Below are 23,346 nucleotides of genomic sequence, written 5' to 3'. Positions count from 1 at the left end.
CAGCATAATCGGGACAAGGGCGCGGAACTGTGGTCTTCACGTTTGAAGTGCACCAAACGCCTAAGAAGGGGCGACACGGTTACTGCTGCTTGTTGCGAAGTATCAGCCGAAGGCGATTGTTAAGGCATTCCAACTGGCGGGGAAGCTGTAGATAGATGGGGGATTTGTGGCTTAGCCTCTGCGCAAATGTCATCATAAATGTCACCACTGACCCAAAAACCAGAAAGGGATTACAAGCCTAAACTTGTAATCCCCCGGAATTTACTGGTGCGGCTGGCAGGAATCGAACCCACGACCCCTTGGTTCGTAGCCAAGTACTCTATCCAGCTGAGCTACAGCCGCGCAGAACCGAACTATAGCCGACCTCACTTCTTTATGGAAGTCCTGAGGCTGGAAACTTGCTGTTTTTTTTGCGGGCGCTCCCACTGCAGTCGAAACGTCGCCTGGGTTTGGGCGTCGTTCGACGTGTAGGTCGTGATGAGACCGTGTGTGGCGGGTAGTCTTTGCGCTTATTAAGAGGGATGCCATCAGAAATCAAACCAGCGGGCACAGAAAGGGGGGAATTTCAGAGAAAGCAATAGTTCGCGAAGCTGGATTCAAAAAAACTTATGCTAGAGTTCCCTTCGCGCGAACGGTGTCTCTTGCTCCAAGTAACTTCAGGGGCAATCCGATCAGGGGCTTGCATCGGGAGCATGCCAATTTGGCATGTCACGATCATGGCAGTTTTCACTAATCCTTCTACCTGTTTGCAACTTCCCGATGAATACAGTCTTTTTTGCCGCAAAGCGGCTCGCGCTTGCCAGCATTGTGTTTGGAACGACAGCAGCGGCAGCAGCTTCACTGACCGTCCAGGTCACCGCCAGCGATAGTGCAGCGGCAACCGATGCCGTGGTCTATCTTGAGTCCGGGGCCGGGCAGACACTTCCGAAGCTGGGTCGGCCGGCGCAAATCGAGCAAAAAGGCAGGGCATTCATGCCGCTCGTCACGGTTGTGCAGACGGGTGCATCAATTTCATTTCCGAACAACGACTCAGTGCGCCATCAGGTTTATTCATTTTCGCCCGCCAAGGTATTTGAATTGAAGCTGTATTCCGGTGCAGGCGGAGAACCGCTGTTGTTTGACAAACCCGGGACAGTGATCATCGGATGCAACATCCACGACAAGATGTCGGCCTACATCCAGGTGGTCGACACGCCTTACTTTGCGAAGACAGACACCACTGGAAAGGCCGTCATAGACAATCTGCCCGCAGGGAAATACAACCTGAAAGTCTGGTACCGGACAATTGCACCCGGCACGCCGATTCCGGAACAGGCGGTCACGTTCGCCGGTACCGATGCCGCGACCACGTTTTCACTGAACAAGAAATAGGATGGCCATGCGCTTGCGCAGTCTTGAAAGCCGGATTGTCGTGCTGTTCCTGGTGCTGGTACTGATTGTCCAATTGGCCGGATTCGTTGCGATCCGTATTGGCATCAACCAAAATGCCCGCACAGCGGTGGCCAGTGAGCTGGTGATCGGCGAGCGGGTATTTCGTCGCTTGATGCAACAAAATGCGGACAATCTGGTCACCGGTGCGCGCGTGCTGGCGCTCGATTACGGGTTTCGTCAGGCAGTCGGCAGCAATGACAACGAGACGATTACCTCCGTACTGGAAAATCATGGCGCGAGGATAGGCGCAACGTTGACCATGCTGATCGGCATTAATCGTGAAATCAAGGCGACCACGGCGACCATGACCAGCAACGGATTCAAGCAATCCATCCTCGCACTGGTCGAGGAAGCTGATCGTGCCGGTACCGCGAACGGCGTCAGTCTGGTTGAAGACGACCCTTATCAGATCGTTGTGATTCCCGTGAAGGCGCCCGAGACCATCGGCTGGGTGGCGATGGCCTTCCCGATTGACCAACGGCTGATCAATGACATGCATGCGTTGTCATCGTTGCAGGTTGCTATCGTGAGTCGCAATCAGTCGGGTAGATGGGTTGCCAGGGAGTCAACATTTCCTGCTGATGATGCGGTCAATCTTGACCAGCGGCTACTGGATTTTCCGCTCGTTCCCGGGCTCTCCGGCGTCCTGCGCGTCACAGGAAATCAATACAGCTATCGCAGCATGGCGCTTGCCGCCAATGAGCAACATGCGGCCAACGTGATCCTGCTGCAGTCGCTCAATGAAGCTGTGGCACCGTATGATCAGTTGCAACTGACCTTGCTGATCCTGACGGCCATCTGTACTTTGCTGGCTGTTATTTTCAGCAAGGTCGCGGCACGGCGCATTACCGGACCACTGCGTACGCTGACCGATATCGCCATTCAACTGGGTAAAGGTGATTACGACGGCCGGCTCGAGATCCGCCGCAAGGACGAAATCGGCGAGCTTGCCCGGGCGTTCGACAGCATGCGCGACGATATCTCGCGGCGGGAATTTGAAACAACCCGGTTGGCCTATTGGGACACGCTGACCAACCTGCCCAACCGTTCCCAATTCGTCAAGATGATCAGTGCCGCTGTCGAGCAAGCCGACAGGACGGGCGAACATTGCTACGTCATGATGCTCAATCTGGACCGCTTCAAAAACGTCAATGACGTGCTTGGCCATCAGGTCGGCGACGGCTTGTTGCGCAAGGTTGCCGAGCGCCTGAAGCAGCAGCTCGACGGCAGCCTGGGTCAGGTGGCGCGTCTGGGCGGCGACGAATTTGCCATTATCCTGCCGCTGACCAGCATGCGCGCCAGCCAGATCATGGCGGAAAAAATCCTGAAATCGCTGGAGCAACCGATTTCACTGGAAGATCAAACGGTCGACCTCGGTGCCGGCATCGGTATCGCCGGTTTTCCGGAGCATGGCACCGACGCCGAATCGCTACTGAGCCACGCCGGTACCGCCATGTACTCGGCCAAAAAAAGTGGCAATGTTGCCGTGGTCTACCATCCTGCAATCGACAAGAGCAGTGCACAGAATCTGTCCCTGCTGGGCGAGTTGCGGCGTGCCGTCGAACACAATGAATTCCGTCTGCAAATGCAGCCCAAGATATTGCTTGGTTCCGGGGAGGTAATCGGTGCAGAGGCTTTGATACGCTGGATTCATCCCGAGCGCGGCATGATTTTTCCGGATGACTTCATTCCATTTGCTGAGCAATCCGGTTTTATCCGCGTCATGACGCTCTGGGTGCTGGAGCAGTCAGCGGCGCTTTGCAGTCAATTAGCCGCCCGTGGCCTGCATCTTAAAATCTCGATCAATCTGTCGACCCGCGACTTGCTCGACCAGGATCTACCCAACAAATTTGCCGCGATCCTGCAACGACATCAGGTGATTCCGCAGTCGTTTTGCCTCGAAATTACCGAGAGCGCCATCATGGATGATCCGGTGCGGGCCTTACAGACGCTGGAACGCTTGCATGTGATGGGAGTCGAGCTATCGATCGATGACTTCGGCACCGGGTACTCGTCGCTGGCTTACCTGAAACGCTTGCCCGTCGATGAACTCAAAATCGACAAATCCTTCGTGATGAATATGGAACATGACATCGATGACGCCCAGATCGTGCGCTCGACCATCGACCTGGGTCACAACATGGGACTGCGCGTCGTGGCCGAAGGTATCGAAAGCAAGGAAGCCTGGAGTTTGCTCGATGCGATGGGGTGCGATCACGGGCAAGGCTACCTGATCAGCAGGCCGATGCCGGCCGAGCAACTGGCAGACTGGATTGACCGCTGGGTGCCCTCAAGCAGAAGCGTTACACCGATCAACACCCTGCAGCAGGAGTCCTGACGTGTCACCTGCGCGACAAGCCGATCGTGACGGGCACTGGCTGCGTGTCGCCATGCAGGAGTGCTTCGACGAAATCAGCGTGCTCGACGTACAGAACTTCGGGTTCATCGAGATCAACCGGGCGGCGCAAGACAACCTTCAGTATTGCCCGCAAGACCTGTTCCTCATGCAGCTGTTCGACATCGCTCCCGATCTCGATGCCGGACGAATGCAGCTGTTGCTGGATGGCTTGCGCACGAAAGCGGGCGGTGCGGTCAACCTTGAAACAAGGCTTGTCCGCAAGGACGGTAGTATTTATCCGGTGCAAGTGCGGTTTGTGCTGTGCGACGACCAGGAGCAGCCGGCGCTGCTGATGATCTGCAAGGATCAGAGCGCAGGGCAGGCGGCGTCTGCGGCTTTCGGGCAGATCGAGGCGCGTTTTCATGCAATCGTCTCGAATACGCCGGGGCTGGTCTATCAATTCCGGCGGATGCCGGACAACGCGATGGCCTTTCCGTATCTGAGCGACGCTTGTCATGCCCTGCTTGGTATCCGTCCCGAGCGGCTGCATGCGGATCCGGGCCTGTTCATGGCGCTGATCCTGCCTGCCGACCATGCTTCGTATCTGGCATCGATGCAAGCCTCGGCAGAGGAGGTGCGCAGCTGGAACTGGGATGGCCGGCTATGGATAGAGGAATGGAAAGACATTAAATGGATCAATTTGCGTGCGATGCCGCGCGTGCTGCCTGATGGCGCCATACAGTGGGAAGGCATCATGACTAACATTACGCAGAGCAAGTTGGAACAGACTGAAATTACGCGTTCCCGTGAGCAACTGGCCGAATTGTCAGCGCATATCGAACGTGTCAAGGAAGAAGAGAGGACGCGGATTGCCCGCGAAATCCACGACGACCTGGGCGGTAACCTGACCGCCATAAAAATGGCGCTGGCCTTGCTGCGACGCCGTTTGCCTGACGATCCTGCACTCACCGACAAGGCCGATTATGTCGACTCTCTGGTCGATCGGACCATCGAATCGATTCACCGCATTTCGGTCGACCTGCGGCCCAGCATTCTCGACTTCGGCATCGTGGCAGCCATCGAATGGCAAGCGGCCGAATTCGAGAAGCAGCTCGGTATCCCGTGCCATGTCGCCAGCAGCGACAGCGATATCGACCTGCCACCGGAACAGGCCAGTGCGCTGTTCAGGATATTTCAGGAATCGCTCAACAACATCAGCAAGCACGCCCGTGCCAGCAGTGTTCAGGTGCGCCTGATACGCAACCAGCGCGGTATCCGTATGGAAATCAGCGACAATGGCACCGGTATCGCGGCGCGTGACCGGCAAAAACCGGCTTCATTCGGCATCCGCGGAATGATCGAACGCGCCAACGCGCTGGGCGGCAGTCTGTCCGTCAGCAATGTGCCCAAGGGCGGCAGCGTGGTGGCCATCCGCATTCCGCTGCCGGCAGCGTCCGGACGATTGATTACAGCGATCAAGCAGGCAAAGAAATGACGTCATGAATAAAAAAGAAACGATACGCGTGCTGATCGCGGACGATCACGCCATCGTGCGTGAAGGGCTCAAGCAGATTCTCGCCGACACCAGGGACATCGTCGTCGCCGGTGCCGCCGAAAACGGTCTCGATGCCGTCAAGCTGGCGCGGGCCGGGGAGGCGCATGTGCTGTTGCTCGACATTTCGATGCCGGACCGCAGCGGTATCGAGGTGCTCAAGCAGATTCGCAAGGAATGTCCTGCCATCGCAGTGCTGATGCTGTCGATGCACCGCGAAGACCAGTACGCGATCCGCTCCCTGAAAGCCGGTGCTTCCGGCTATCTCAACAAGCAAAGCGCACCGGCTGAACTGGTCAATGCGATTCGCCAGGTGGCAGCGGGGCGCAAGTACATCAGTACCGAACTGGCGCAGGAACTGGCCAACCAGGTCGGCGATGACCGTGAGATCCCGCCGCACGAAACCCTGTCCGACCGCGAATACCAGACGCTGACCATGATCGCCTCCGGCAAAACCGTGTCGGATATTGCCAGCGAACTGGTCCTGTCGGTCAAGACCATCAGCATGTACCGGTCGCGTCTGTTGCAGAAAATGAAACTGCGCCATAACGCCGAGCTGACGCACTATGCGATCAGAAATCATCTGGTCGATTGACCATGCCGTCTACCTGAAAAAGACGGCACAACAAAAAAACAAACCATTAATCAATGGAATGGAAACTTTTACTCAGTGTAAGATCGGGGCACCATGACATGACTTTCGAGCAGGATCGCCTCCATGAAACCCAAAGACAATCCCGAACCCGCGGTGGCTAATCCCGCCGAGCTGGCGCGCGAAGCCTTCCGGCAGCTAGCGGTGCGCAAGATGGCACCAACGCCGGATGCCTATCGTCAGGTCTACGAAGAAATCGCCGGCACCGGTGCCGGACCGAGCGCCGAAAATACCTTGATTCAATTTGCCAGCGCCTTGCACCTGCTTGCTACCGAACTCGATGACATCAACGGTTTTGGCAAGCGTTTTGAACTGGCCGCCAGCGCGCGTGACTGGACTGCCTACACCAGCGCCCTGTCCGCGCTGACCACCGCGCACCTGACCCGTTTTGATCGCACGCAAGCGGCGCCTGCTGCCATCGCAGTTGCCAGCGTCGTGCCGGATGATCGCCAGCCGCGCCTGCTGCGCGATCTGCTGTCGCGCACTTTGTTGCTGGCAGTGGCGGCGTTGCTCAGCACCTCGCCGGAATTGGCCGACGAAGCCGAATTGCTAGGACGTGCGGTCAAGGACGCACAGAGCGAGGATAGCCTCGATGAAATCGGGATCCGGTTGCGCCAGCTGTGCTTCAAGATCGAAATGCGCGCCGGCGACGTCGCCGAAGAACAGGAACTGCTGCTGCGTCTGTTCCGGCTATTGCTGGAAAATATCAGCGGACTGACAGAAGAAGACAGCTGGTTGCATGGCCAGATCGATAGCGTGCACCAGTTGTTGTCGGGGCCGATCAACCATCACGCGCTGCAGGATGCCACGCGCGACATGAAGGATGTGATCTACAAGCAAGGCACGCTCAGACACAGCCTGACCGAAGCCAAGGTCACCGTCAAAAACATGATGATCACCTTCATCGACCGCCTTGGCGTACTGGCCACCAGCACCGGTGATTATCACGAAAAAATCGACGCCTATTCCCAGAAAATCAGCCAGGCCAGCGACATCACGACACTCAATGCGATCCTCGAGGACGTGATGCGCGATACCCGCCAGGCGCAATACGATGCCTTGCAGTCACGCGATGACATGATTGTTGCGCGGCAGGCGGGCGAAGCGGCCGAACAGCGCATCCATGATCTTGAATCACAGCTGGCGGCGATGAGCGAACTGGTCCGGGAAGACCAGTTGACCGGCAGCCTGAACCGGCGCGGCCTCGATGATGTCTTCGATCGCGAACTGGCCCGTGCCGACAGGCGCAAGTCGCCGCTGTGCATTGCCATGCTCGATCTGGACGATTTCAAGCGACTCAACGATACCCATGGCCATGTTGCCGGCGATGAAGCGCTGGTGTATCTGGTGCGTGTGATCAAGGACACGCTGCGCACGATGGATGTGCTGGCCCGCTTTGGCGGCGAAGAGTTTCTGATTCTGTTGCCCGATACCACGATGGATGCCGCCACCCAGACCGTGACCCGGCTGCAGCGCGAACTCACGAAGCGGATTTTTATGCATAACAACGAGCGCATCCTGATCACGTTCAGCGCCGGGGTGGCGCTGCGCAAAGGAAATGAAGATCAGGTCGGCATGCTCAAGCGGGCAGATACGGCGTTGTATCAAGCCAAGCGCGCAGGAAAGAACCGCGTCGTCAGCGCCGAATAAGGGGCTTCCTGCCTCGCCTGCCAGGCACCTCGCTGCCCCGCGCACGCTCCGGCATCCACCAATGAATAGTTTTCCGAAGACCTTTACTGACTCTTCGCGCCCGCACGGTGAAGCTCGACGACCTTAAGCTGGTGTTGTGCCGGAACGCGGCCGGGTGCCGCCAATGAAGTCATCAGGGAACGATCATGCCTACGCTCGATTTCTTTTTTTCCAACGTCAAGTTGCCCACGCTGTCCGAGGTGGCCCATGCACTGATCAACACCCTGAATAACGACAACAGTTCAGTTCAGCAAGTCAGTGACATCATCGCCCGCGATCCGGCGCTAACGGCCAAGCTGCTGCGACTGGCCAATAGCGCGGCATTCGGTTTGCCGCGCGGCGTCAGTTCGATCGATGACGCAATTTCGCTGGTGGGAATGGCCAAGGTGCGCACACTCTCGATGGCATCGTGCCTGTGCGACGCATTTCCGTTGCTGCCGGGTCTGGATCCGCGTGAATTCTGGAGCACCAGCATGGCTACTGCCGGCTATGCGCAATGGATGGCAAAAGGCATCGGTGCCGATCCGCAGCAAGCCTGGCTCACCGGCATGATGCTGCGTCTGGGCGAATTACTGATCGGCCAGGCCGATCCGGTCATCTTGAAAGAAATCGAAAAAATGCCGCATATCCCCGGTGGTCGCTGGGAGCGCGAAAAAGACTTGTCCGGTTTTTCCGAAGGCCAGATTACCGGTGAACTGGCGCGGCGCTGGAACTTCCCCGTCGAGATCGTGACGGCGCTGCAGCAATCATTCGATCCCTTGTCGCACAGGCCGTTTTCGCGTCTCGCGGCGATTGTCCATCTGTCTGGATTGCTGGCCGATACCCCGCATGCGACCGTCGAGGCACTCGATGATTTGCCGGAAGATCTGGTGCACGCCTTGCTGATGGATGGTGAATGGCTGCGCGCCAAATTTCCGGCCGAAGATGCCTTCATCCGGATGCAATAAGCGCCGCTGCCGTCAGGCCAGCGGTGCCAGCAAGGCCTGCAAATCAACGTCATTAAACTTGGCCGTAAATGCCGCATCGCTGCCGATGACGCCGTCGGCCAGCGCCGCCTTGCGGGCCTGTAAGGCCAGGATGCGTTCCTCAATGCTGCCTTCGACGATCAGCTTGTAGACCAGCACCGTCTGCGTCTGGCCGATGCGGTGCGCGCGTGCTGTGGCTTGTTCTTCCACCGCCGGATTCCACCACGGATCGAGATGGATCACGGTGTCGGCCGCTGTCAGATTCAGGCCGACACCGCCGGCTTTCAGGCTGATCAGCAGAATCGGCACTTGTCGCTCCTGAAAGGCGGCGACGACTGCACCGCGCTGCCCGACCGGCGTAGCACCGGTCAGGGCCAGCCACGGCAAGTCCAGCGCATCGAGTTCGGTTTGCACCAGCGCCAGCAATTCGGTGAACTGCGAAAACACCAGCATGCGGCGTCCTTCGGCCACCAGTCCCGGCATCAGGTCGCGCAGCAATTCGAGCTTGGCGCGCTCCATGGCCGGCACCATTGCCGGACCTTTCAGCAGATAGGGATCGCAGCACACCTGGCGCAACTTCAGCAAGGCATCGAGGATCGTGATCTGTCCGCTGCGAAAGCCCTTGCGGGCCAGTACCCGGCGCACCTGTTCGTCGCAGGCCACCCGCACGCTCTCGTACAGGTCGCGCTGATGTCCCTGCAATTGCACGCGCTTGATGATGTCGATGCGTGGGGGCAGCTCGGTGGCGACGTCGCTTTTGCACCGGCGCAGGATGAACGGACGCACGCGCTGCGCCAGCAATTGCGCCCGGATGGTCTCGCCATTGATTTCGATGGGCTTGCGCCACAGCCGCTGGAAAGTGCGCTGGTTACCCAGAAAACCCGGCAGCAGAAAATCGAACTGGGTCCAGAGTTCGCCCAGATGGTTTTCAAGCGGTGTGCCGGTGATGCACAGGCGATGTCGCGCCTGCAGCCGGCGGATCGCATTGGCGCTGCGTCCGGCCGGATTCTTGACGCTTTGTGCTTCATCGAGGATCAGCAAATGGAAGGCTTGCACCCGCAAGCGATCGAGGTCGCGCCACACCAGCGGATACGTGGTCAGCACGATGTCGACCCCGGCCATCCGCCCGAAGTCGTCATCGCGCTGCGGTCCTTGCAAGGTCAGCACGCGCAGGTCCGGTGCCATCCGCGCGGCTTCCGCTTGCCAGTTGAACAGCAGCGACGTCGGCAGCACCACCAGCGCCGGATTGACCAGCCGGCCGGCCTGCTTTTCGATCAGCAAATGCGCCAGCGCCTGGGCGGTTTTGCCCAGTCCCATGTCGTCGGCCAGGATGCCGGCAAGGTCGTGGGCGCGCAGGTATTGTAGCCACGCGACGCCATGCAATTGATACGGCCGCAAGGTCACGCCCAGGCCTGCCGGTGCGCTCACCGGTGCGACGCCGCCGACTGCCGACAAGCGCTGCACCAGTTGTTGCAAGCCGTCGCGACCCTGCAATTGCCAGACGCCATGCGGACCGGCGCGCTCGGCTTGCGATTCCAGCAGGCTGGTGCGCAATTGCTCCAGCCGTTCGGCATCCCACGATGACAGCGGCAGCGGTCCTTCCTTGCGGCGCGGATCGGTCAGCAAATCGAGCATGCTGCTGACGATGGCCTTGAGTGGCGCGGCCAGCGCATCGATGCGCTTGCCGCCCGGTGCGCGCAAGCGGATCAGCGCCGCATCGTCGATCCGGGCGATCAGTGCGGCATTGAGCCAGCGCCGGTCCTGCTTGAGCAGCAGCGCTAGCATTGGCACGAGGTCGAGCAGTTCGCCATTGATCTCGACGCCCAGCGACAGCAGCCACGAACCGGCATTGGCCGGCCCGGCCAGCGCGACGACGCCATTGGCGCGGCGTCGCAGCGGCGCCGCGACTTCCTTGCCGAGCACGTCGCCGTTGGCCGGATTGACCACCAGATGCCATGCCTCGACAGGGACGCTTTCGTGCGCGAAGCCCGGCATGACGACCACGCGCCAGCCCAATTCCTGCAATCCCGGCAATTGCTCGGCCCAGAAATCGCCAAAGAACGACTCCTGCAGCAGGCTCCACAGCGGCTCGCTGGCGGGTAGCGTGCTATCGCTGCGCCATTGCAACGCTCTGGCCGGCAGGGCATGAAAACCCAGTTCGAGAATGCGGTCCAGCGCATCGGCCTCGGCATCAAAGTCGCGCAGTAGCACGATATGCTGACCGGTCTCGTCAAATACCGGCGGCATGCCGGCCGGACGACGATTCAGCAGTGCGGTGGGGGCGGCGATCTGCCAGCGCAGGCCGGACGCCGTTGCATAGGTCCAGTCGATCCGCGCCACCGTCACGCTGCCGCCGCGCGGACCGAACAGGCCGGTCGGCCGCATTCCCAGCAAGCCATCGCCGCGGGTCAGTGTGTGCAGCGTCAGCCGGGGACGGAACACACCGGCGACAGCGGCGGGCTCAGTCATCCGCCGCAAAGGAAACCGACAAGGTACCGAGTGCGCCGTAGCGAATCTGCACCGGCACGCCGGTCGCCAGCGGCACGCTGCCGGCATACGAGCCGGTGATCACCACTTGCCCGGCGCGCAAGTAGTCGCCCTGGCTGTGCAGCGCGTTCGCCAGCCAGCACAGTGGCAGGCGCGGATTGCCGTCGGGATGGCGGCCGGGCACGAGGGTGCCGTCAACCTGCAGTGCCAGTTCGCCGCTGCCGGCATCGTCATCAACGAGCGGGCCGAGGAACAGTCCAAAGTTGACCAGTCCGTCAGCAAGATTGTCGAGGAAGCCGACGGCGTGATGGTCGGTGTAGCGGCTCTCGAGCAGTTCGAGTGCCAGGTGCGTGTGCGCGATGGCGCTGTCGATCTCTGCCGGCGCATACGGTTGATCGCGCACCGGCAAGTCGCGGCCAAGAACATAGGCCAGTTCTGGTTCGACGCGCACGATGCCATCGCCGCGCACCCGCACCGGACAGGGACTGATCGTGTGGATGGCATGCCGGTAGAGCGGTGCCAGCACCAGTTTTCCGGGCGAGGGCAATGCACATTTCCACCCGCCGATTACCGCGCCGAGCTGGCGCGTGACGGCGCGCTGGATTGCCAGCGCTGCGGCGACATCGGCCGGACGGCAGTGCTCCGGTAGCGCGTCGCCTTGCCGGTTAGCGCGCCGGCGATTCACCAGTTCGGTTGCCGCCAAGTCGATCGCCGCCATCGTCATTGCTGCAGGGGAGGGCATCAGTCCAGGCCCAGCGCATCGTGCACACGGGCCGCGCCATACGCATCATTGGCCGCGTAGAGCACTTGTGCATCGGTCAGCTTAGGGTTGGCCCAGTTCGAGGTCGCGGCTTTTTTTGACTTCATGAAGCGTCGGTTGAACAGGACCGCTACCGCTCCCTTGACACCCATATCCTTGCGATAACCGCGCGCCCGAAAGATGCTGTTCAGGTCCAGCACCGCAGCCGGCGTAACGCCCAGTTTCGAGAGAATGCGGCGGGTATCGTCGCCTAGTCCGAAGCCGGCTTTCACATGTTTGGGGCTGGCCAGCAGCGCCGAAACTTGCGCCACGCAGTCCGGATCGCTCAGCTGGAATACCCAGGCCCGGTGCCGCGTTGCGAGCTGGACGATGTGCGGACCGTCGGATACCTGATCCTTGAAAAAGGTTGGTCGTGACTCGGTATCGAAGCCCCAGACCGGGCTGTCGAGCAGGGCAGCGCAGGCCTCGCGGGCCTGGCCGGCCGTCCTGACCAGCACGATTTGATCGAGCCCGAGACGGTCAAAAGGTGCAAGCAAGGCAATGTCTTCCTTGCTCGGTACGGGGTGGGGTTCGCGGGGTGTCGTCATAAGGCGCTCAGGATAACCCGTCGCGTATAATCGCGCCCTTCAATCCACTGTATGCGCCGCAAGCGTTCCCGAATCGCCATGAGAAAAATCTTTCCACTGACCCAAGAAGGTCTGCACCGCGACCGCGTGCTCGATGCCGTCAAACACGACATCCGCAAGTACATCAAGCGCGAACAGCGTCGTGAATTGCCTGACGGTGTCGACTTCATCGACTTCGATTGCCGCGTCGGTGCCAGCAAGGAAACCGCCGCGTCGGTTCATCTGTCGGCCCTGACGGCACAACTCGACATCGTTGCCGGCGCAGGTGCTACCGAAGCCTACGTCGAAATTCTCTCCAAGCCGGGTTTCCGGCAAGCCCGTCCTACCGGCAAGCGCTCCTGATAGAACGGTCCGGTATCGCCTGATACCGGCGGTCCGGATTGCAATCGCTCCGCCCAATAAAAAACACCCCGGTTGCGCAAGCAATCGGGGTGTTTTGACAGAGCTGGCGGATCAGGGAGTTTCCGTACCGGAGAACGCCACCGCCCGCTTTTTCCGGCAGGGTCGAACGAGAATCAGAACTGGTTCATCGTGTTGTCTTTGCCGGAGGCTTTCAGTGCTGCTTCGCCGCTGAAATACTCCTTGTGATCATCGCCAATGTCCGAACCGGACATGTTCTGATGCTTGACACAAGCGATTCCCTGACGAATTTCCTTGCGCTGAACACCGGCCACATAACCGAGCATGCCTTGTTCGCCAAAATAGTCCTTGGCCAGGTTGTCGGTCGACAGGGCAGCGGTGTGGTAGGTCGGCAGCGTGATCAGGTGATGGAAAATGCCGGCTTCGCGGGCTGAGTCAGCCTGGAAAGTGCGGATTTTTTCATCGGCAGCCAATGCCAGCTCGGTGGTGTCGTAGTCGACGCTCATCAGCTTGGCGCGATCATAGGCCGAGACATCCTTGCCGGCGGCTTTCATGCCGTCGAAAATCTGCTGGCGGAAATTCAGGGTCCAGTTGAACGACGGGCTATTGTTGTAGACCAGCTTGGCGTTTGGAATCACTTTGCGAATCGCGCTGACCATGCCGCCGATCTGGGCGATATGCGGCTTTTCGGTTTCGATCCAGAGCAGGTCGGCACCGTTTTGCAGCGAGGTGATGGAATCGAGCACGCAACGCTCTTCGCCCGTGCCGGCGCGGAACTGGAACAAGTTGCTTGGCAAACGCTTCGGACGCACCAGCTTGCCATCGCGTTTGATGACCACATCGCCATTGCTCATTTGGTCGAGCGAGATTTCGTCAGCATCGAGGAAGGAATTGTACTGATCGCCCAGATCGCCCGGCTCGCGGGTGACAGCGATCTGCTTGGTCAGGCCGGCGCCGAGCGAGTCGGTACGGGCGACGATGATACCGTCGTCGATGCCCAGCTCAAGGAAGGCGTAACGCACAGCGCGGATTTTGGCGAGGAAGTCTTCGTGTGGCACCGTGACTTTGCCGTCTTGATGTCCGCATTGCTTTTCGTCGGAGACCTGATTTTCGATCTGGATGCAGCAGGCACCGGCTTCGATCAATTGCTTGGCCATCAGGTAGGTTGCTTCGGCATTGCCGAAACCGGCATCGATGTCGGCAATGATAGGCACGACGTGGGTGATGAAGTTGTCGATCTGGCTCTGGATCGCTTGCTTGGCAGCGCCTTCGGCACTATCGAGCTGGCGGAACAGGCCGCCCAGTTCACGCGCATCGGCCTGGCGCAGGAAGGTGTAGAGCTCGCGGATCAGGTCGGCGACGGCAGTCTTCTCGTGCATCGACTGGTCAGGCAACGGGCCGAACTCGGAGCGCAGCGCCGCAATCATCCAGCCTGACAGATACAGGTAGCGACGCTCGGTGCTATTGAAGTGCTTCTTGATCGAAATCATTTTTTGCTGGCCGATAAAACCGTGCCAGCAGCCCAGCGACTGGGTGTACTTGGAGGAATCGGCATCGTAGGCAGCCATGTCATCGCGCATGATTTTGGCCGTGTACTTGGCGATATCGAGACCCGTCTTGAAGCGATTCTGCGTGCGCATGCGTGCCGCCGATTCGGGATTGATCGCGTTCCAGGCGCTGCCTTCTTTTTCTTTCAAGCCTGCAATGTTTTTGATGTCGTCTTGGTACTGTGACATGGCATTTCCTAAATAGTGAAGAGATTGAGAAAAAGGTGCTGAAAAAAATGCGTTCGAGGTAGCACGTACTGACAGCAGTAACGTGACGTCGAAGCCAGACTGCTTGCAAGAATAATAGCGGCTTTTTTTCAAGTCGCATAGGTCTTATATAAGACAGATGACTAAAATTAATCTGTTTATTTACAATGGCTTATGCAGTGAATTTTCTAATGCGAAATGAGCTTTCAATAAATGAAATGGATTGGCGCGTTTATCCTAAGGCGATATCGCGCAATATGAAATCGGCATTTCGTATCGTGAGAAATTGGTCGGCCAAAGGGCGGTTGCGGCAGCGCTGGTGTAGTCAACGCAACGCGGTCATTTCCGCCTGATTTTGTCGGCCGGGCGTGCGCATGTTTGTTATGCTCGCACTCTCCGCCGGTGATCGGGTAAGTCCCGCCGGCCCATCTCCCACTTACGGATCAGCAGATATGGCCTCGTTGCAAGAACAGTTTTTGAAAGCCGGCCTGGTTGACAAGAACAAAGCCAAACTGGCTAACCAGGACAAGAACAAACAGAAGAAGGTCGAGCGCAGGACCGGTACGCAAAGTGTCGATGAATCCCGCGTCGCGGCGCTCGAGACACAACGCAAGAATGCCGGGCGCGCCCGCGAACTCAATGCACAGCGCGACGCCGCCGCCACGCAAAAGGCGATCCTCGCGCAGATTGCCCAATTGGTACAACAAAACCGCCAGGGCAAGGGCGCCGGCGACATTGCCTACAACTTCACGCATGGCAACAAAATCGAGCGGCTGTATGTCTCGGCCGCGGTACAGGGACATTTGATGGCAGGGCGCTTGGTTATCGTCTGCCAGGGCGCGGCCGTCGAACTGGTCCCGCGCATCATCGCCGACAAGATTGCCGAGCGCGACGCCTCGCTGGTAGTGCGGGTGAACAAGGCCAGCGCAGAGGTCGATACCGACGATCCGTATGCGGCGTTCCAGATTCCGGACGACTTGATGTGGTGAGCCGTTGCTTGCCGGGGCTGATGCGTCGGGCTGCGTAAAAAAAAGGCAGTCTTGCGGACCCAAGCCGGTGCTGGCTTGCAGGGGCGCTCCCCATGGTTATGCACAAAGTTGTGCACATAAAACGGGTATAAGTATCGTCGCGTGGGCATAGCCTCACCGTGCCCAAGCGTGCGCACCAAAAACCAACGTCAAGTCCAACCGTTGTCCGGGGCATTCGCGTGGGCACGATGACCCTGTGCCGACCCTACAGTCAGTACTGGTGAGTATTGTTAGCGTTCCACCTAACGCTACTTTTCGCGTGAGTCATCGCTCCAGCGCCAACCGCTGGCGTCCATCGGTAGTCAATCCGACCTGACTGCCGGTGGCGCTTCCCCCCAGTCTGAACGCGCCGGTCACCATCGTCAGGTTGCCGGCCTGATCGCGCAGCGCACTGGCGGCGGCCGCCGCTTCCTCGACCAGCGCGGCATTTTCCTGGGTGCCCTGGTCCATCTCGACAATGGCCAGATTGATGCGTTCGATGCCGGTCGCCTGTTCGATGCTCGATTGGGTGATCTGGCCGATGACTTCGGTAACCCGCTGCACGCTGTCGACGATGTCTTGCATTGTGTTGCCGGTCTGGTTGACCAGTTGCGCACCGCGCTCGACCTGGCTGACGGCATCGCCAATCAATTCCTTGATTTCGCGGGCGGCGGATGCCGAGCGCTGCGCGAGGTTGCGCACTTCGGTGGCCACGACAGCAAAGCCGCGTCCCTGTTCGCCGGCGCGGGCGGCCTCGACGGCGGCATTGAGTGCCAGGATGTTGGTCTGGAAAGCGATACCGTCGATGGTGCCGATAATGTCGGCAATCCGGTGCGATGCCGCGCTGATCGCCTCCATCGTGTGCACCACGTCGACCACCATGGCGCCGCCTTTCGAGGCGATCGTCGATGCCGAACTCGCCAGTGCGCTGGCGGCACGCGAATTGTCCGCATTCCGGCGGACCGTGGTGGTGAGCTGTTCCATCGCCGAGGCGGTTTCTTCCAGCGCACCGGCCTGTGCTTCGGTGCGGGCTGACAGATCAAGATTGCCACTGGCAATTTGCGACGAGCCGGTGCTGATCGACGACGATAGTCGACAGCACCTCCTGCATCGTCTTCATCGCAAACAGCATGCTCGACTGGTCGCCGGGTTTCAGGGCGATCTCCATCGACAGGTCACCGCTGGCAATCCGGTTGCTGATGTCGGCCGCATAGCCAGGCTCGCCGCCCAGGCTTTTCATGAGGCTGCGCATGGTACCGATGGCGATGGCGATGCTGGCGCCCAGGGCCAGCAGCAGGATCGCGAGGAGCCATAAAGTCGCACCGCTGATCTGCCTGGCGGCACCGGCTTCATCGGCTTCGCCGCGTTTGGTGGCCAGTTGCACAATCTGGTCGATGGCCTGGCGGTGCGTTTCATAGAGTGGCTTCATGCGTTGCATGGCGGCCGCTCCAGCGGCGGCATCTTTTTTTTGTAATGCCGGCAGATAGGCATCGAAAGCTATTTTGTAGAACGCCTCGGCCGGCTCATGCGCCTGCTGCAACAGCAGCGTGGCGATATCCTGATCAAGGGACTGTCCGGCCCAGAAGGTGTGACGGGTCTGGTAATCCGTCTGCAGCACCTTCAGGCGCCCGGTTAGCGCAGCCCGTTCGGCATCGGTCGTGGCGCTACCGATCTGCAGGCACACCAGATACGATTCAATGATGTATTCGGGGGGAGGCAGGATATCGGCGATCAAATCCTTGCCTTGCACGATGCGCTGATAGAGCTTGCCGTTGACCTTGAGTTCGTCCAGGGTCCGGAAGGACCAGCCGCCGTACACCAGAAAACCCAGCGCGAAGACGCCGATCAGGACAATAAAGCGACTGGACAAGGTCAGTCGGTGGGGCAGGGACGTGGGCATGAGGTCTCCGGGTGAGTACCGGCCGTTCCGTGCATCGCGTGCTGCCTGGCCGTTAAGTCGCATGGACTGGGACAGGACAATCACGCGGTCATCTGTCACCAATAGTTACTATTGGTTATAGACAGGAAAATACTATTGGGCAAGAAGTGTGTCGGCAGTTGTGGCGTAAATGGTGGCCTGAAATCCGTGCTGCGCGTTCAGCGACGACTAGGCAATACCGACATGAAAATTCGCCATCCAGCGCACCAGTTCCGCCGCCGGCATCGGTTTTGCGTAGACGTAACCCTGGATCTGATCGCAGTCCATCTGTGCCAGCAACTCCAGCGTCGCTGCGTCTTCGACACCCTCGGCGACCACCTTGAGCTTGAAGTTATGTGCCAGGTCGATGATGGTACGCACCAGTCGGGCATCGGTGTCGGAGCTGGTCATGTGCTGCACGAACATCTTGTCGATCTTGAGTTCGCTGATCGGAAACCGGCGCAAATAAGCCAGCGACGAATAGCCGGTGCCGAAGTCATCGATGGCTAGTTCGAAGCCGCGCGTGGTCAGCGCATGCATCATCGCGATCGATTGCTCGATATCGCCGATGACGGCGCTTTCGGTAATCTCGAGGCCGATCAGAGGCGGGCCGGCCGACCAGATATCGAGTCCCTGCTGCAGGAATTCCGGCAGTCCCGGATCGGCCAGCATGCCTGCCGACAGGTTGATCCAGATGCGCTGCAGGCCGGTCGGTGCCAGCAGCGTGGCGTGCTCGCGCAAGACTGTATGCAGCACATGGCGGGTCAGCGCCTCGATCATGCCGAAGCGTTCGGCAATCTCGACCAGTACCATCGGGCTGATCACCGGCACCAGATCGGCCGGCCAGCGGATCAGCGCCTCGACACTGACGACGCGCTGCGTGGCCAGGTCGACTTTCGGCTGGTAGGCCATCGTCAGCCGGTTTTCTGCCAGCGCACGGGTTACGGCGACGATCAAATCCTTGTGATGCAGGTCGATGCCTTCGGTTTCGGTCGCGACCACATACAGACGGTTCAGGCTGCCGGCCCGCTTGCGGGCTTCACTGGCTGCCTCCAGTAAGCCCAGCGCGGTGCCCGGCGAGACCGCGGTGACGGCGATGCCTATGCACGGACGCATTGTCACCGTCAGTGTGCCCGCCTGGAATGGCGCTTCCAGCGCACGCGCAATATTGGTTGCGGCCAGACTGGCCACGGTCGGCGAGGTCAGCGCCTGCAGCACGATCCAGACTTCGTCGGGGCCGGCCAGCGCCAGGTAATCATCGGCGTGCAGCGTGCCTGTGAGGCGTTCGAGCAGGGCGGTATTGACCAGCATCGAGTCGGGCAGTTCGAGCATCGCACCAACCGCATCGCTGCGCGACAGCGACACGGCCAGCACGGCCAGCGTGGAGGTGCCACGCGGTCCCTGCAGATCGCCGGTCAGCCGGCGCAACAGGGTTTGTGCCGGTGCCACCGGCGGCGCACCGAACAGGCGGGCGGCCAGGCCGACGGTAGGCATCAGGCTTGCCTGAGGTAAAAGTCCTGCATGACGATGCCATGTGCACCATCGGCCAGGCCGGTCGAAATACGCAGCACGTCGGGCGCGACATTAAAATTATGTTTCAGCATATCCAGCTCGCGCGGTGCCGGCAGTGTCATCTTGCCGGCGTCTGTCAGGATCAGGATCAGCGGTTCGAGGCGGCGATACGGATTGTGCTGGACCACGATGGCCACTTCGCCGGTGGACAGTTCGACTAGCGAACCGACCGGGAAGATGCCGATGGCCTGGACAAATTGTTCGACCAGCGGCGCGAACCAGCGCGATTCGCTCTCGGCAAACAGCTGCTTCATGGCTTCGTAGGGCGCGAATGCCGGCGCGTACGGACGCGGATTGACCATCGCGGCATACGCATCGGCAATCGCCGCCATCTTGCCGAAAATAGTCAGTGCGGCGCCTGGCAAGCGTGCCGGGTAGCCGGTGCCGTCAACACGCTCGTGGTGCTCGGCGATGGCGCGCAGAATCAGGGTCGAGGTCACGCCGGTGGCCATCAGCATTTCGATACCGCGATGGACATGGGTCTGCATTTCGAGCAGCTCGATGTCATCGAGCCTGCCCGGTTTGTCCAGCAGGGCGTGATCGATTTCCATCTTGCCGAGGTCGAGTAGCAAACCGACGGTGGCCAGGTCGGCCAGCTGTTCGCGCTGAAAACCGAGTTGCCGTCCCAGTGCCGTCAGATAAATTGCCACGCCAAGGCCGTGGTGATACATCCGGTTGCTCTTGTCGCGCATCTTGGCCGCCCAGATCATCGTGCCGGGCCGGCGGATCATGTTTTCGGCGAGGGTTTCCGAGGCGGCCTGCAGCGCTGCAATATCGGTATCGCGATGCGCTGCCAGATCCCGGGCTACGCGCTCCAGCGCGGTTTCAGCCAGTTCGCACGCCGCGATCGCTTGTGGTAGCGCGGTTTGCGTGGGTTCCGGCAGCGGATGCACCACCAGCACGATATCGTCCGGCATGTAATCGGGCCGTTGCGCTGCGGGCAAGGGGCGCGTTCCCGCGCTACTAAACAGGCGGCCCAGCCAGGCCGACAAGGCCTGTTTCCATTCGCGCCAGCCTAGCGCCAGGCGATCGGCGCGGCTGGCATGATCGCCATCGTTGCGTTGCACCTGGTCGCGGTATTGCTGGAGGCGCTGGTCACCGGGTGTGCCGCTGGCGGCAACATTACCGGTAGTGTCGTAGAGCGTTGCCTGGTCCAGTCCGGTCAGCGCGGCGGGCAGGCTGCGACCCGGGTCGATCGTCACGCGCTGCGCCAGCAGTGCCATCGTGCCGATATCTTCAGGGTCATCGAGCAGCAGGCCATGCAGCAGGAAGGGAGTGGCCGCCCAACCGCAGTCGAGGTCTGCGACGTACATGCCGGCGCGTAGTGCCTCGACCGGCACGATCAGGGCAGACTTGAGCGTACCGGCGGGCGGCGGGGTGAGGCTGGAAGAAAGGTCGTTCAAGATCGGCTTGCTTTCCTGATCATTGCTGGGGCCAGTTTGCCAGCGTTGCCGGAGAATTCTGGTGGGTGATGGCGGAGTTTAATACCGGCAGCTTGCTTTGAATGGTTTTATTTGTTTGCCATCAAGGATGACAGCGGATCAATGGCACCTAGGGAAAATCTTGCCGCTGCTGGATAATCGCGTTTTTCATTCGATTGCCAGGCACCATGTTCGATACTTCGCTCTACAACACGTCTGAAATCCTCGACCTGCTCACGCTGGTGCCCGACGGCACCGACCGTTTTATCGGCCAGAGTCATTTCATGGGCAGCCCGAACGTGTTCGGTGGTCAGGTGCTGGGCCAGGCCCTGCATGCAGCGGCGCAGACCGTGCCGCTGCGGCGCGCGCACTCGCTGCATTCATTGTTCATCCTGCCGGGCAATCATCGTTTGCCGATCGAGTTCGAGGTCGAGCGCGTGCGCGACGGCGGCAGCTTCAGCACCCGCCGTGTGGTCGCCCTCCAGGAAGGCAAGCGCATTTTTGTGATGTCGGCGTCGTTTCAGGATGACGAAGTCGGCTTGTCGCACCAGAAGCCGATGCCGCAAGTACCCGGCCCCGATACCTTGCCATCGGCGATTGCCGGCTGGAAAGCGCGGGCCGAAGCGGGTGGCCGGCAATTTGTGCAGGCACCGGCGGATTTTCGGGTAGTCGGTGGTGCCGATCTGTACGGCAATCCCTCACGCGATACCGGCAAGCAGATGTGGGTACGCGCACCGATGCCGCTCCCTGATGCGCCGCTGGTGCACGAAGCGCTGTTTGCCTACCTGTCCGATTACAGCTTTCTGGTGACCGCCCTGCAACCGCACGGTGTGATGCTGGGCGATCCGCGACTGCAGATTGCCAGTCTCGACCACACGATCTGGTTCCATCGGCCGTTGCGCATGGATCAATGGCTGCTGCTGTGCATGGACAGTCCGAATGCGTCCGGCGGACGCGGGCTGGTACTGGCATCGGTGTATGACCAGCAGGGACAGTTGGTGGCAACGATGGCGCAGGAGGGATTAATGCGGCTGCGCGAGAAGAAAGGCTGACTGGCTTGGCGGTAGGGAAGTGCTGACAGGTCGGCTCGGCCTGTCAGCGCTCATTCAGTCACAACTGGTGGGCGTCAGCGAGCGCGCCCGGTAGGCTTCGATGAAGTCATCGAAACTGCCGCTCTGATCCTGCTCGATACGGGCCTGTTCGTCGATCGAATTGCGCGCCAGCCGGGCGAAGTCGTCGCACTGGGCGGGTGTCAGTGGCCGCGCCTTGAAGTGCGCCGCATGCGCCCGGCTTTGCGCCAGCGAAAACTTCATGAACGAATTGTCATGCGCGCGCAGCGCATCGAGTACCCGCGCCGATGGCGTGCAATCCGGGTCCCGCAACTTGGCGCGCTGCTTGTCGAGCGAGGCGTGGTGCGCGCCGTCGTCGCGCCGGGCATCAAGCAGCGTGGCGGCGGCTTCGATCCGGTCCAGCAATTCCAGACCCCAGTCCTGCAGCGGCACCGCAGCGCCGTCGCGCTGCAAGGTCAGGCCGGGCAAGCGACCGCGCTTGACGGTATCGGCAAAATTGGCTGTGTTTTCGTGGCCTTCTTCGGCGCTGGTCAGCGGGCTATCGTCGAGCGCACAGAACATCAGGAAGGCATCCATGAAGCGGCCGGTGTCGAGGTTCAGGCCCATCGCTTCGAACGGATCGATGTCTAGGCAGCGCACTTCAATGTATTGCACGCCGCGCGCACACAGCGCTTCGACCGGCCGTTCGCCGCTGTTGATGACGCGCTTGGGGCGGATCGTCGAGTAGAACTCGTTTTCGATCTGCAGCACGTTGGTGCTGATCTGTATCCACTCGCCATCGCCATCACGTCGGGTACCCAGCGCGACATAGGCCGGAAACGGTTGCTTCACCGCGCGCACCAGGTTTTGCATGTAGCTGGTCAGGTCGTTGTACGGAGGGACCAGTCCGGCCTGGGCATTGTTCTGGTAACCGAGGTCGCTCATGCGCAGGCTGGTGGCATGGGGCAGGTACAGCGTGTCGTCGGACAGCACGTCGAGCTGATGCGGTTTGCCGCGCAAAAAGTCGCTGGCCAGCGCCGGTGAGGCACCGAACAGATACATCAGCAGCCAGCTGTAGCGCCGGAAATTACGGATCAGCGCGATGTAGCTTTCGGACTGGTAATCGGTGGCTGTGCCGGGCGTGTTTTCGGCGTTCTGCAGCACCGGCCATAGCGCTTCCGACAAGGAAAAATTGTAGTGGATGCCGGCGATACACTGCATCGCCTTGCCATAGCGCAGCGCCAACCCGCGCCGGTACACATGCTTGAGCATGCCGATGTGCGAGCTACCGTACCAGGCGATCGGGATCGTCGCCTCGTCGGGCAGATGGCAGGGCATCGACTCGCTCCATAGCAGTTCGTCGGGACTGACTGTATAAAAATAGCGATGCGCGGTATCGAGCCCGGTCAGCGCTTCGGCGATGTCATGCTCGGCCGGGGTGATGAATTCAAGCAGGGATTCAGAGTAATCGGTGGTGATGGTCGGATGGGTCAGGGCAGCGCCGAGGGCGATCGGATGTGGCGTCAGCGCCAGTGCGCCGTTTGCGTCGACCCGCAAGGTTTCCCGTTCGATGCCGCGCCGGCCCTGGGACAGCAATGCGCGGTGCGCATCGGTCGACAGCAAGGCCAGGCGTTGGTGAAGAAGATCGTTCAATGGAGTGTCCTTAAAATCGGAGGCGCTGCCGATCCGGCGCGCCAAGGTCGCAGAGAATAACCGAAATTAGTGTCGCAGGTTTTCGCAGGGACTCTTGTCGCATCTAAAAAAA

General features: G+C 60.1%; 18 protein-coding genes and 1 tRNA gene. 9 read left to right on the top strand and 10 right to left on the bottom strand.

The genetic code is table 11. The features are described from left to right. Positions 1-265 precede the first annotated feature (265 nt). A tRNA-Arg gene (locus RHM62_RS13760) sits at positions 266-342 on the bottom strand. 417 nt (positions 343-759) lie between these two features. Here RHM62_RS13760 and RHM62_RS13755 point away from each other — a divergent pair. The 6 genes from RHM62_RS13755 (at position 760) to RHM62_RS13730 (ending at position 8,609) form a co-directional block, all read left to right on the top strand. Then, on the top strand, positions 760-1,371 hold the full coding sequence (locus tag RHM62_RS13755) for a methylamine utilization protein (protein WP_322122647.1): 612 nt from the start codon (positions 760-762) through the stop codon (positions 1,369-1,371). Position 1,372: 1 nt separating this feature from the next. Beyond that, positions 1,373-3,769 (top strand): putative bifunctional diguanylate cyclase/phosphodiesterase, encoded by a 2,397-nt coding sequence (locus RHM62_RS13750; protein ID WP_322122646.1) that lies wholly within the window; start codon positions 1,373-1,375, stop codon positions 3,767-3,769. Position 3,770: 1 nt separating this feature from the next. After that, positions 3,771-5,264, top strand: a complete 1,494-nt coding sequence (locus tag RHM62_RS13745) for a histidine kinase (protein WP_322122645.1) — start codon at positions 3,771-3,773, stop codon at positions 5,262-5,264. Between the two features lie 4 nt (positions 5,265-5,268). Further along, complete coding sequence (locus RHM62_RS13740) at positions 5,269-5,916, top strand: response regulator transcription factor (protein WP_322122644.1); 648 nt, start codon at positions 5,269-5,271, stop codon at positions 5,914-5,916. A gap of 123 nt (positions 5,917-6,039) precedes the next feature. Beyond that, the gene (locus RHM62_RS13735; RefSeq protein WP_322122643.1) at positions 6,040-7,623 is read left to right on the top strand and encodes a GGDEF domain-containing protein; all 1,584 of its coding nucleotides are present in this window, start codon (positions 6,040-6,042) and stop codon (positions 7,621-7,623) included. Between the two features lie 185 nt (positions 7,624-7,808). After that, a complete protein-coding gene (locus RHM62_RS13730; RefSeq protein WP_322122642.1) occupies positions 7,809-8,609 on the top strand; it encodes an HDOD domain-containing protein in 801 nt (266 codons plus the stop codon). A gap of 12 nt (positions 8,610-8,621) precedes the next feature. On the opposite strand, the gene RHM62_RS13725 is transcribed toward RHM62_RS13730, so the two are convergent. From RHM62_RS13725 to RHM62_RS13715, 3 genes are read right to left on the bottom strand one after another with little or no spacing between them, the layout of a single operon-like run. Continuing rightward, positions 8,622-11,096, bottom strand: coding sequence for a DEAD/DEAH box helicase (locus tag RHM62_RS13725; protein ID WP_322122641.1), 2,475 nt, complete (start codon positions 11,094-11,096; stop codon positions 8,622-8,624). Next, on the bottom strand, positions 11,089-11,856 hold the full coding sequence (locus RHM62_RS13720; protein WP_322122640.1) for a 2-keto-4-pentenoate hydratase: 768 nt from the start codon (positions 11,854-11,856) through the stop codon (positions 11,089-11,091). The genes RHM62_RS13725 and RHM62_RS13720 overlap by 8 nt, the downstream gene beginning before the upstream one ends. Then, positions 11,856-12,461: a 3'-5' exonuclease gene (locus tag RHM62_RS13715; protein WP_322122639.1), complete on the bottom strand. Its 606-nt coding sequence runs from the start codon at positions 12,459-12,461 to the stop codon at positions 11,856-11,858. The genes RHM62_RS13720 and RHM62_RS13715 overlap by 1 nt, the downstream gene beginning before the upstream one ends. A 78-nt stretch (positions 12,462-12,539) precedes the next feature. Between RHM62_RS13715 and RHM62_RS13710 the strand changes: the two genes are divergently transcribed. Next, entirely contained in the window at positions 12,540-12,842 is a 303-nt protein-coding gene (locus RHM62_RS13710; RefSeq protein ID WP_009665356.1) for a DUF6172 family protein, read from the top strand. 173 nt (positions 12,843-13,015) lie between these two features. Here the strand turns inward: RHM62_RS13710 and RHM62_RS13705 are convergent, their stop codons facing one another. Continuing rightward, positions 13,016-14,596 (bottom strand): isocitrate lyase, encoded by a 1,581-nt coding sequence (locus RHM62_RS13705; RefSeq protein ID WP_322122638.1) that lies wholly within the window; start codon positions 14,594-14,596, stop codon positions 13,016-13,018. A 470-nt stretch (positions 14,597-15,066) separates the two neighbouring features. Between RHM62_RS13705 and RHM62_RS13700 the strand changes: the two genes are divergently transcribed. Next, positions 15,067-15,603 (top strand): DUF2058 domain-containing protein, encoded by a 537-nt coding sequence (locus RHM62_RS13700; protein ID WP_322122637.1) that lies wholly within the window; start codon positions 15,067-15,069, stop codon positions 15,601-15,603. Positions 15,604-15,906: 303 nt separating this feature from the next. On the opposite strand, the gene RHM62_RS13695 is transcribed toward RHM62_RS13700, so the two are convergent. From RHM62_RS13695 to RHM62_RS13685, 4 genes are all read right to left on the bottom strand, one after another. Continuing rightward, the gene (locus tag RHM62_RS13695; RefSeq protein WP_416172260.1) at positions 15,907-16,605 is read right to left on the bottom strand and encodes a methyl-accepting chemotaxis protein; all 699 of its coding nucleotides are present in this window, start codon (positions 16,603-16,605) and stop codon (positions 15,907-15,909) included. A gap of 55 nt (positions 16,606-16,660) precedes the next feature. After that, the gene (locus tag RHM62_RS19080) at positions 16,661-17,521 is read right to left on the bottom strand and encodes a hypothetical protein (protein ID WP_416172259.1); all 861 of its coding nucleotides are present in this window, start codon (positions 17,519-17,521) and stop codon (positions 16,661-16,663) included. A gap of 207 nt (positions 17,522-17,728) precedes the next feature. Then, positions 17,729-19,033, bottom strand: a complete 1,305-nt coding sequence (locus tag RHM62_RS13690) for an EAL domain-containing protein (RefSeq protein ID WP_322122636.1) — start codon at positions 19,031-19,033, stop codon at positions 17,729-17,731. After that, positions 19,033-20,514 carry an HD-GYP domain-containing protein gene (locus RHM62_RS13685; protein ID WP_322122635.1) on the bottom strand — a complete coding sequence of 494 codons (1,482 nt, stop codon included), beginning with the start codon at positions 20,512-20,514 and terminating at the stop codon, positions 19,033-19,035. The genes RHM62_RS13690 and RHM62_RS13685 overlap by 1 nt, the downstream gene beginning before the upstream one ends. Positions 20,515-20,720: 206 nt before the next feature. Here RHM62_RS13685 and RHM62_RS13680 point away from each other — a divergent pair, with 206 nt between their 5' ends. Continuing rightward, entirely contained in the window at positions 20,721-21,584 is an 864-nt protein-coding gene (locus tag RHM62_RS13680) for an acyl-CoA thioesterase II (protein ID WP_322122634.1), read from the top strand. A gap of 54 nt (positions 21,585-21,638) precedes the next feature. Here RHM62_RS13680 and gshA read toward each other — a convergent pair whose 3' ends face one another. Then, positions 21,639-23,234, bottom strand: a complete 1,596-nt coding sequence (gene gshA, locus RHM62_RS13675) for a glutamate--cysteine ligase (RefSeq protein ID WP_322122633.1) — start codon at positions 23,232-23,234, stop codon at positions 21,639-21,641. Positions 23,235-23,346 lie beyond the last annotated feature (112 nt).

This window comes from Actimicrobium sp. CCC2.4 (assembly GCF_034347385.1).
Classification (GTDB): domain Bacteria; phylum Pseudomonadota; class Gammaproteobacteria; order Burkholderiales; family Burkholderiaceae_D; genus Actimicrobium.
Note: the sequence above shows the minus strand (reverse complement) of the source record. Positions and strands in the feature narration are given on the sequence as shown.

Bases quoted from the DNA above. Each gene is read 5' to 3' on its own strand.
- RHM62_RS13755 (WP_322122647.1), top strand. From the start codon at position 760: ATGAATACAGTCTTTTTTGCCGCAAAGCGGCTCGCGCTTGCCAGCATT.
- RHM62_RS13750 (WP_322122646.1), top strand. From the start codon at position 1,373: ATGGCCATGCGCTTGCGCAGTCTTGAAAGCCGGATTGTCGTGCTGTTC.
- RHM62_RS13740 (WP_322122644.1), top strand. From the start codon at position 5,269: ATGAATAAAAAAGAAACGATACGCGTGCTGATCGCGGACGATCACGCC.
- RHM62_RS13735 (WP_322122643.1), top strand. From the start codon at position 6,040: ATGAAACCCAAAGACAATCCCGAACCCGCGGTGGCTAATCCCGCCGAG.
- RHM62_RS13730 (WP_322122642.1), top strand. From the start codon at position 7,809: ATGCCTACGCTCGATTTCTTTTTTTCCAACGTCAAGTTGCCCACGCTG.
- RHM62_RS13725 (WP_322122641.1), bottom strand. From the start codon at position 11,096: ATGACTGAGCCCGCCGCTGTCGCCGGTGTGTTCCGTCCCCGGCTGACG.
- RHM62_RS13720 (WP_322122640.1), bottom strand. From the start codon at position 11,856: ATGCCCTCCCCTGCAGCAATGACGATGGCGGCGATCGACTTGGCGGCA.
- RHM62_RS13715 (WP_322122639.1), bottom strand. From the start codon at position 12,461: ATGACGACACCCCGCGAACCCCACCCCGTACCGAGCAAGGAAGACATT.
- RHM62_RS13710 (WP_009665356.1), top strand. From the start codon at position 12,540: ATGAGAAAAATCTTTCCACTGACCCAAGAAGGTCTGCACCGCGACCGC.
- RHM62_RS13705 (WP_322122638.1), bottom strand. From the start codon at position 14,596: ATGTCACAGTACCAAGACGACATCAAAAACATTGCAGGCTTGAAAGAA.
- RHM62_RS13700 (WP_322122637.1), top strand. From the start codon at position 15,067: ATGGCCTCGTTGCAAGAACAGTTTTTGAAAGCCGGCCTGGTTGACAAG.
- RHM62_RS13695 (WP_416172260.1), bottom strand. From the start codon at position 16,605: ATGGAACAGCTCACCACCACGGTCCGCCGGAATGCGGACAATTCGCGT.
- RHM62_RS19080 (WP_416172259.1), bottom strand. From the start codon at position 17,521: ATGCCCACGTCCCTGCCCCACCGACTGACCTTGTCCAGTCGCTTTATT.
- RHM62_RS13690 (WP_322122636.1), bottom strand. From the start codon at position 19,033: ATGCCTACCGTCGGCCTGGCCGCCCGCCTGTTCGGTGCGCCGCCGGTG.
- RHM62_RS13680 (WP_322122634.1), top strand. From the start codon at position 20,721: ATGTTCGATACTTCGCTCTACAACACGTCTGAAATCCTCGACCTGCTC.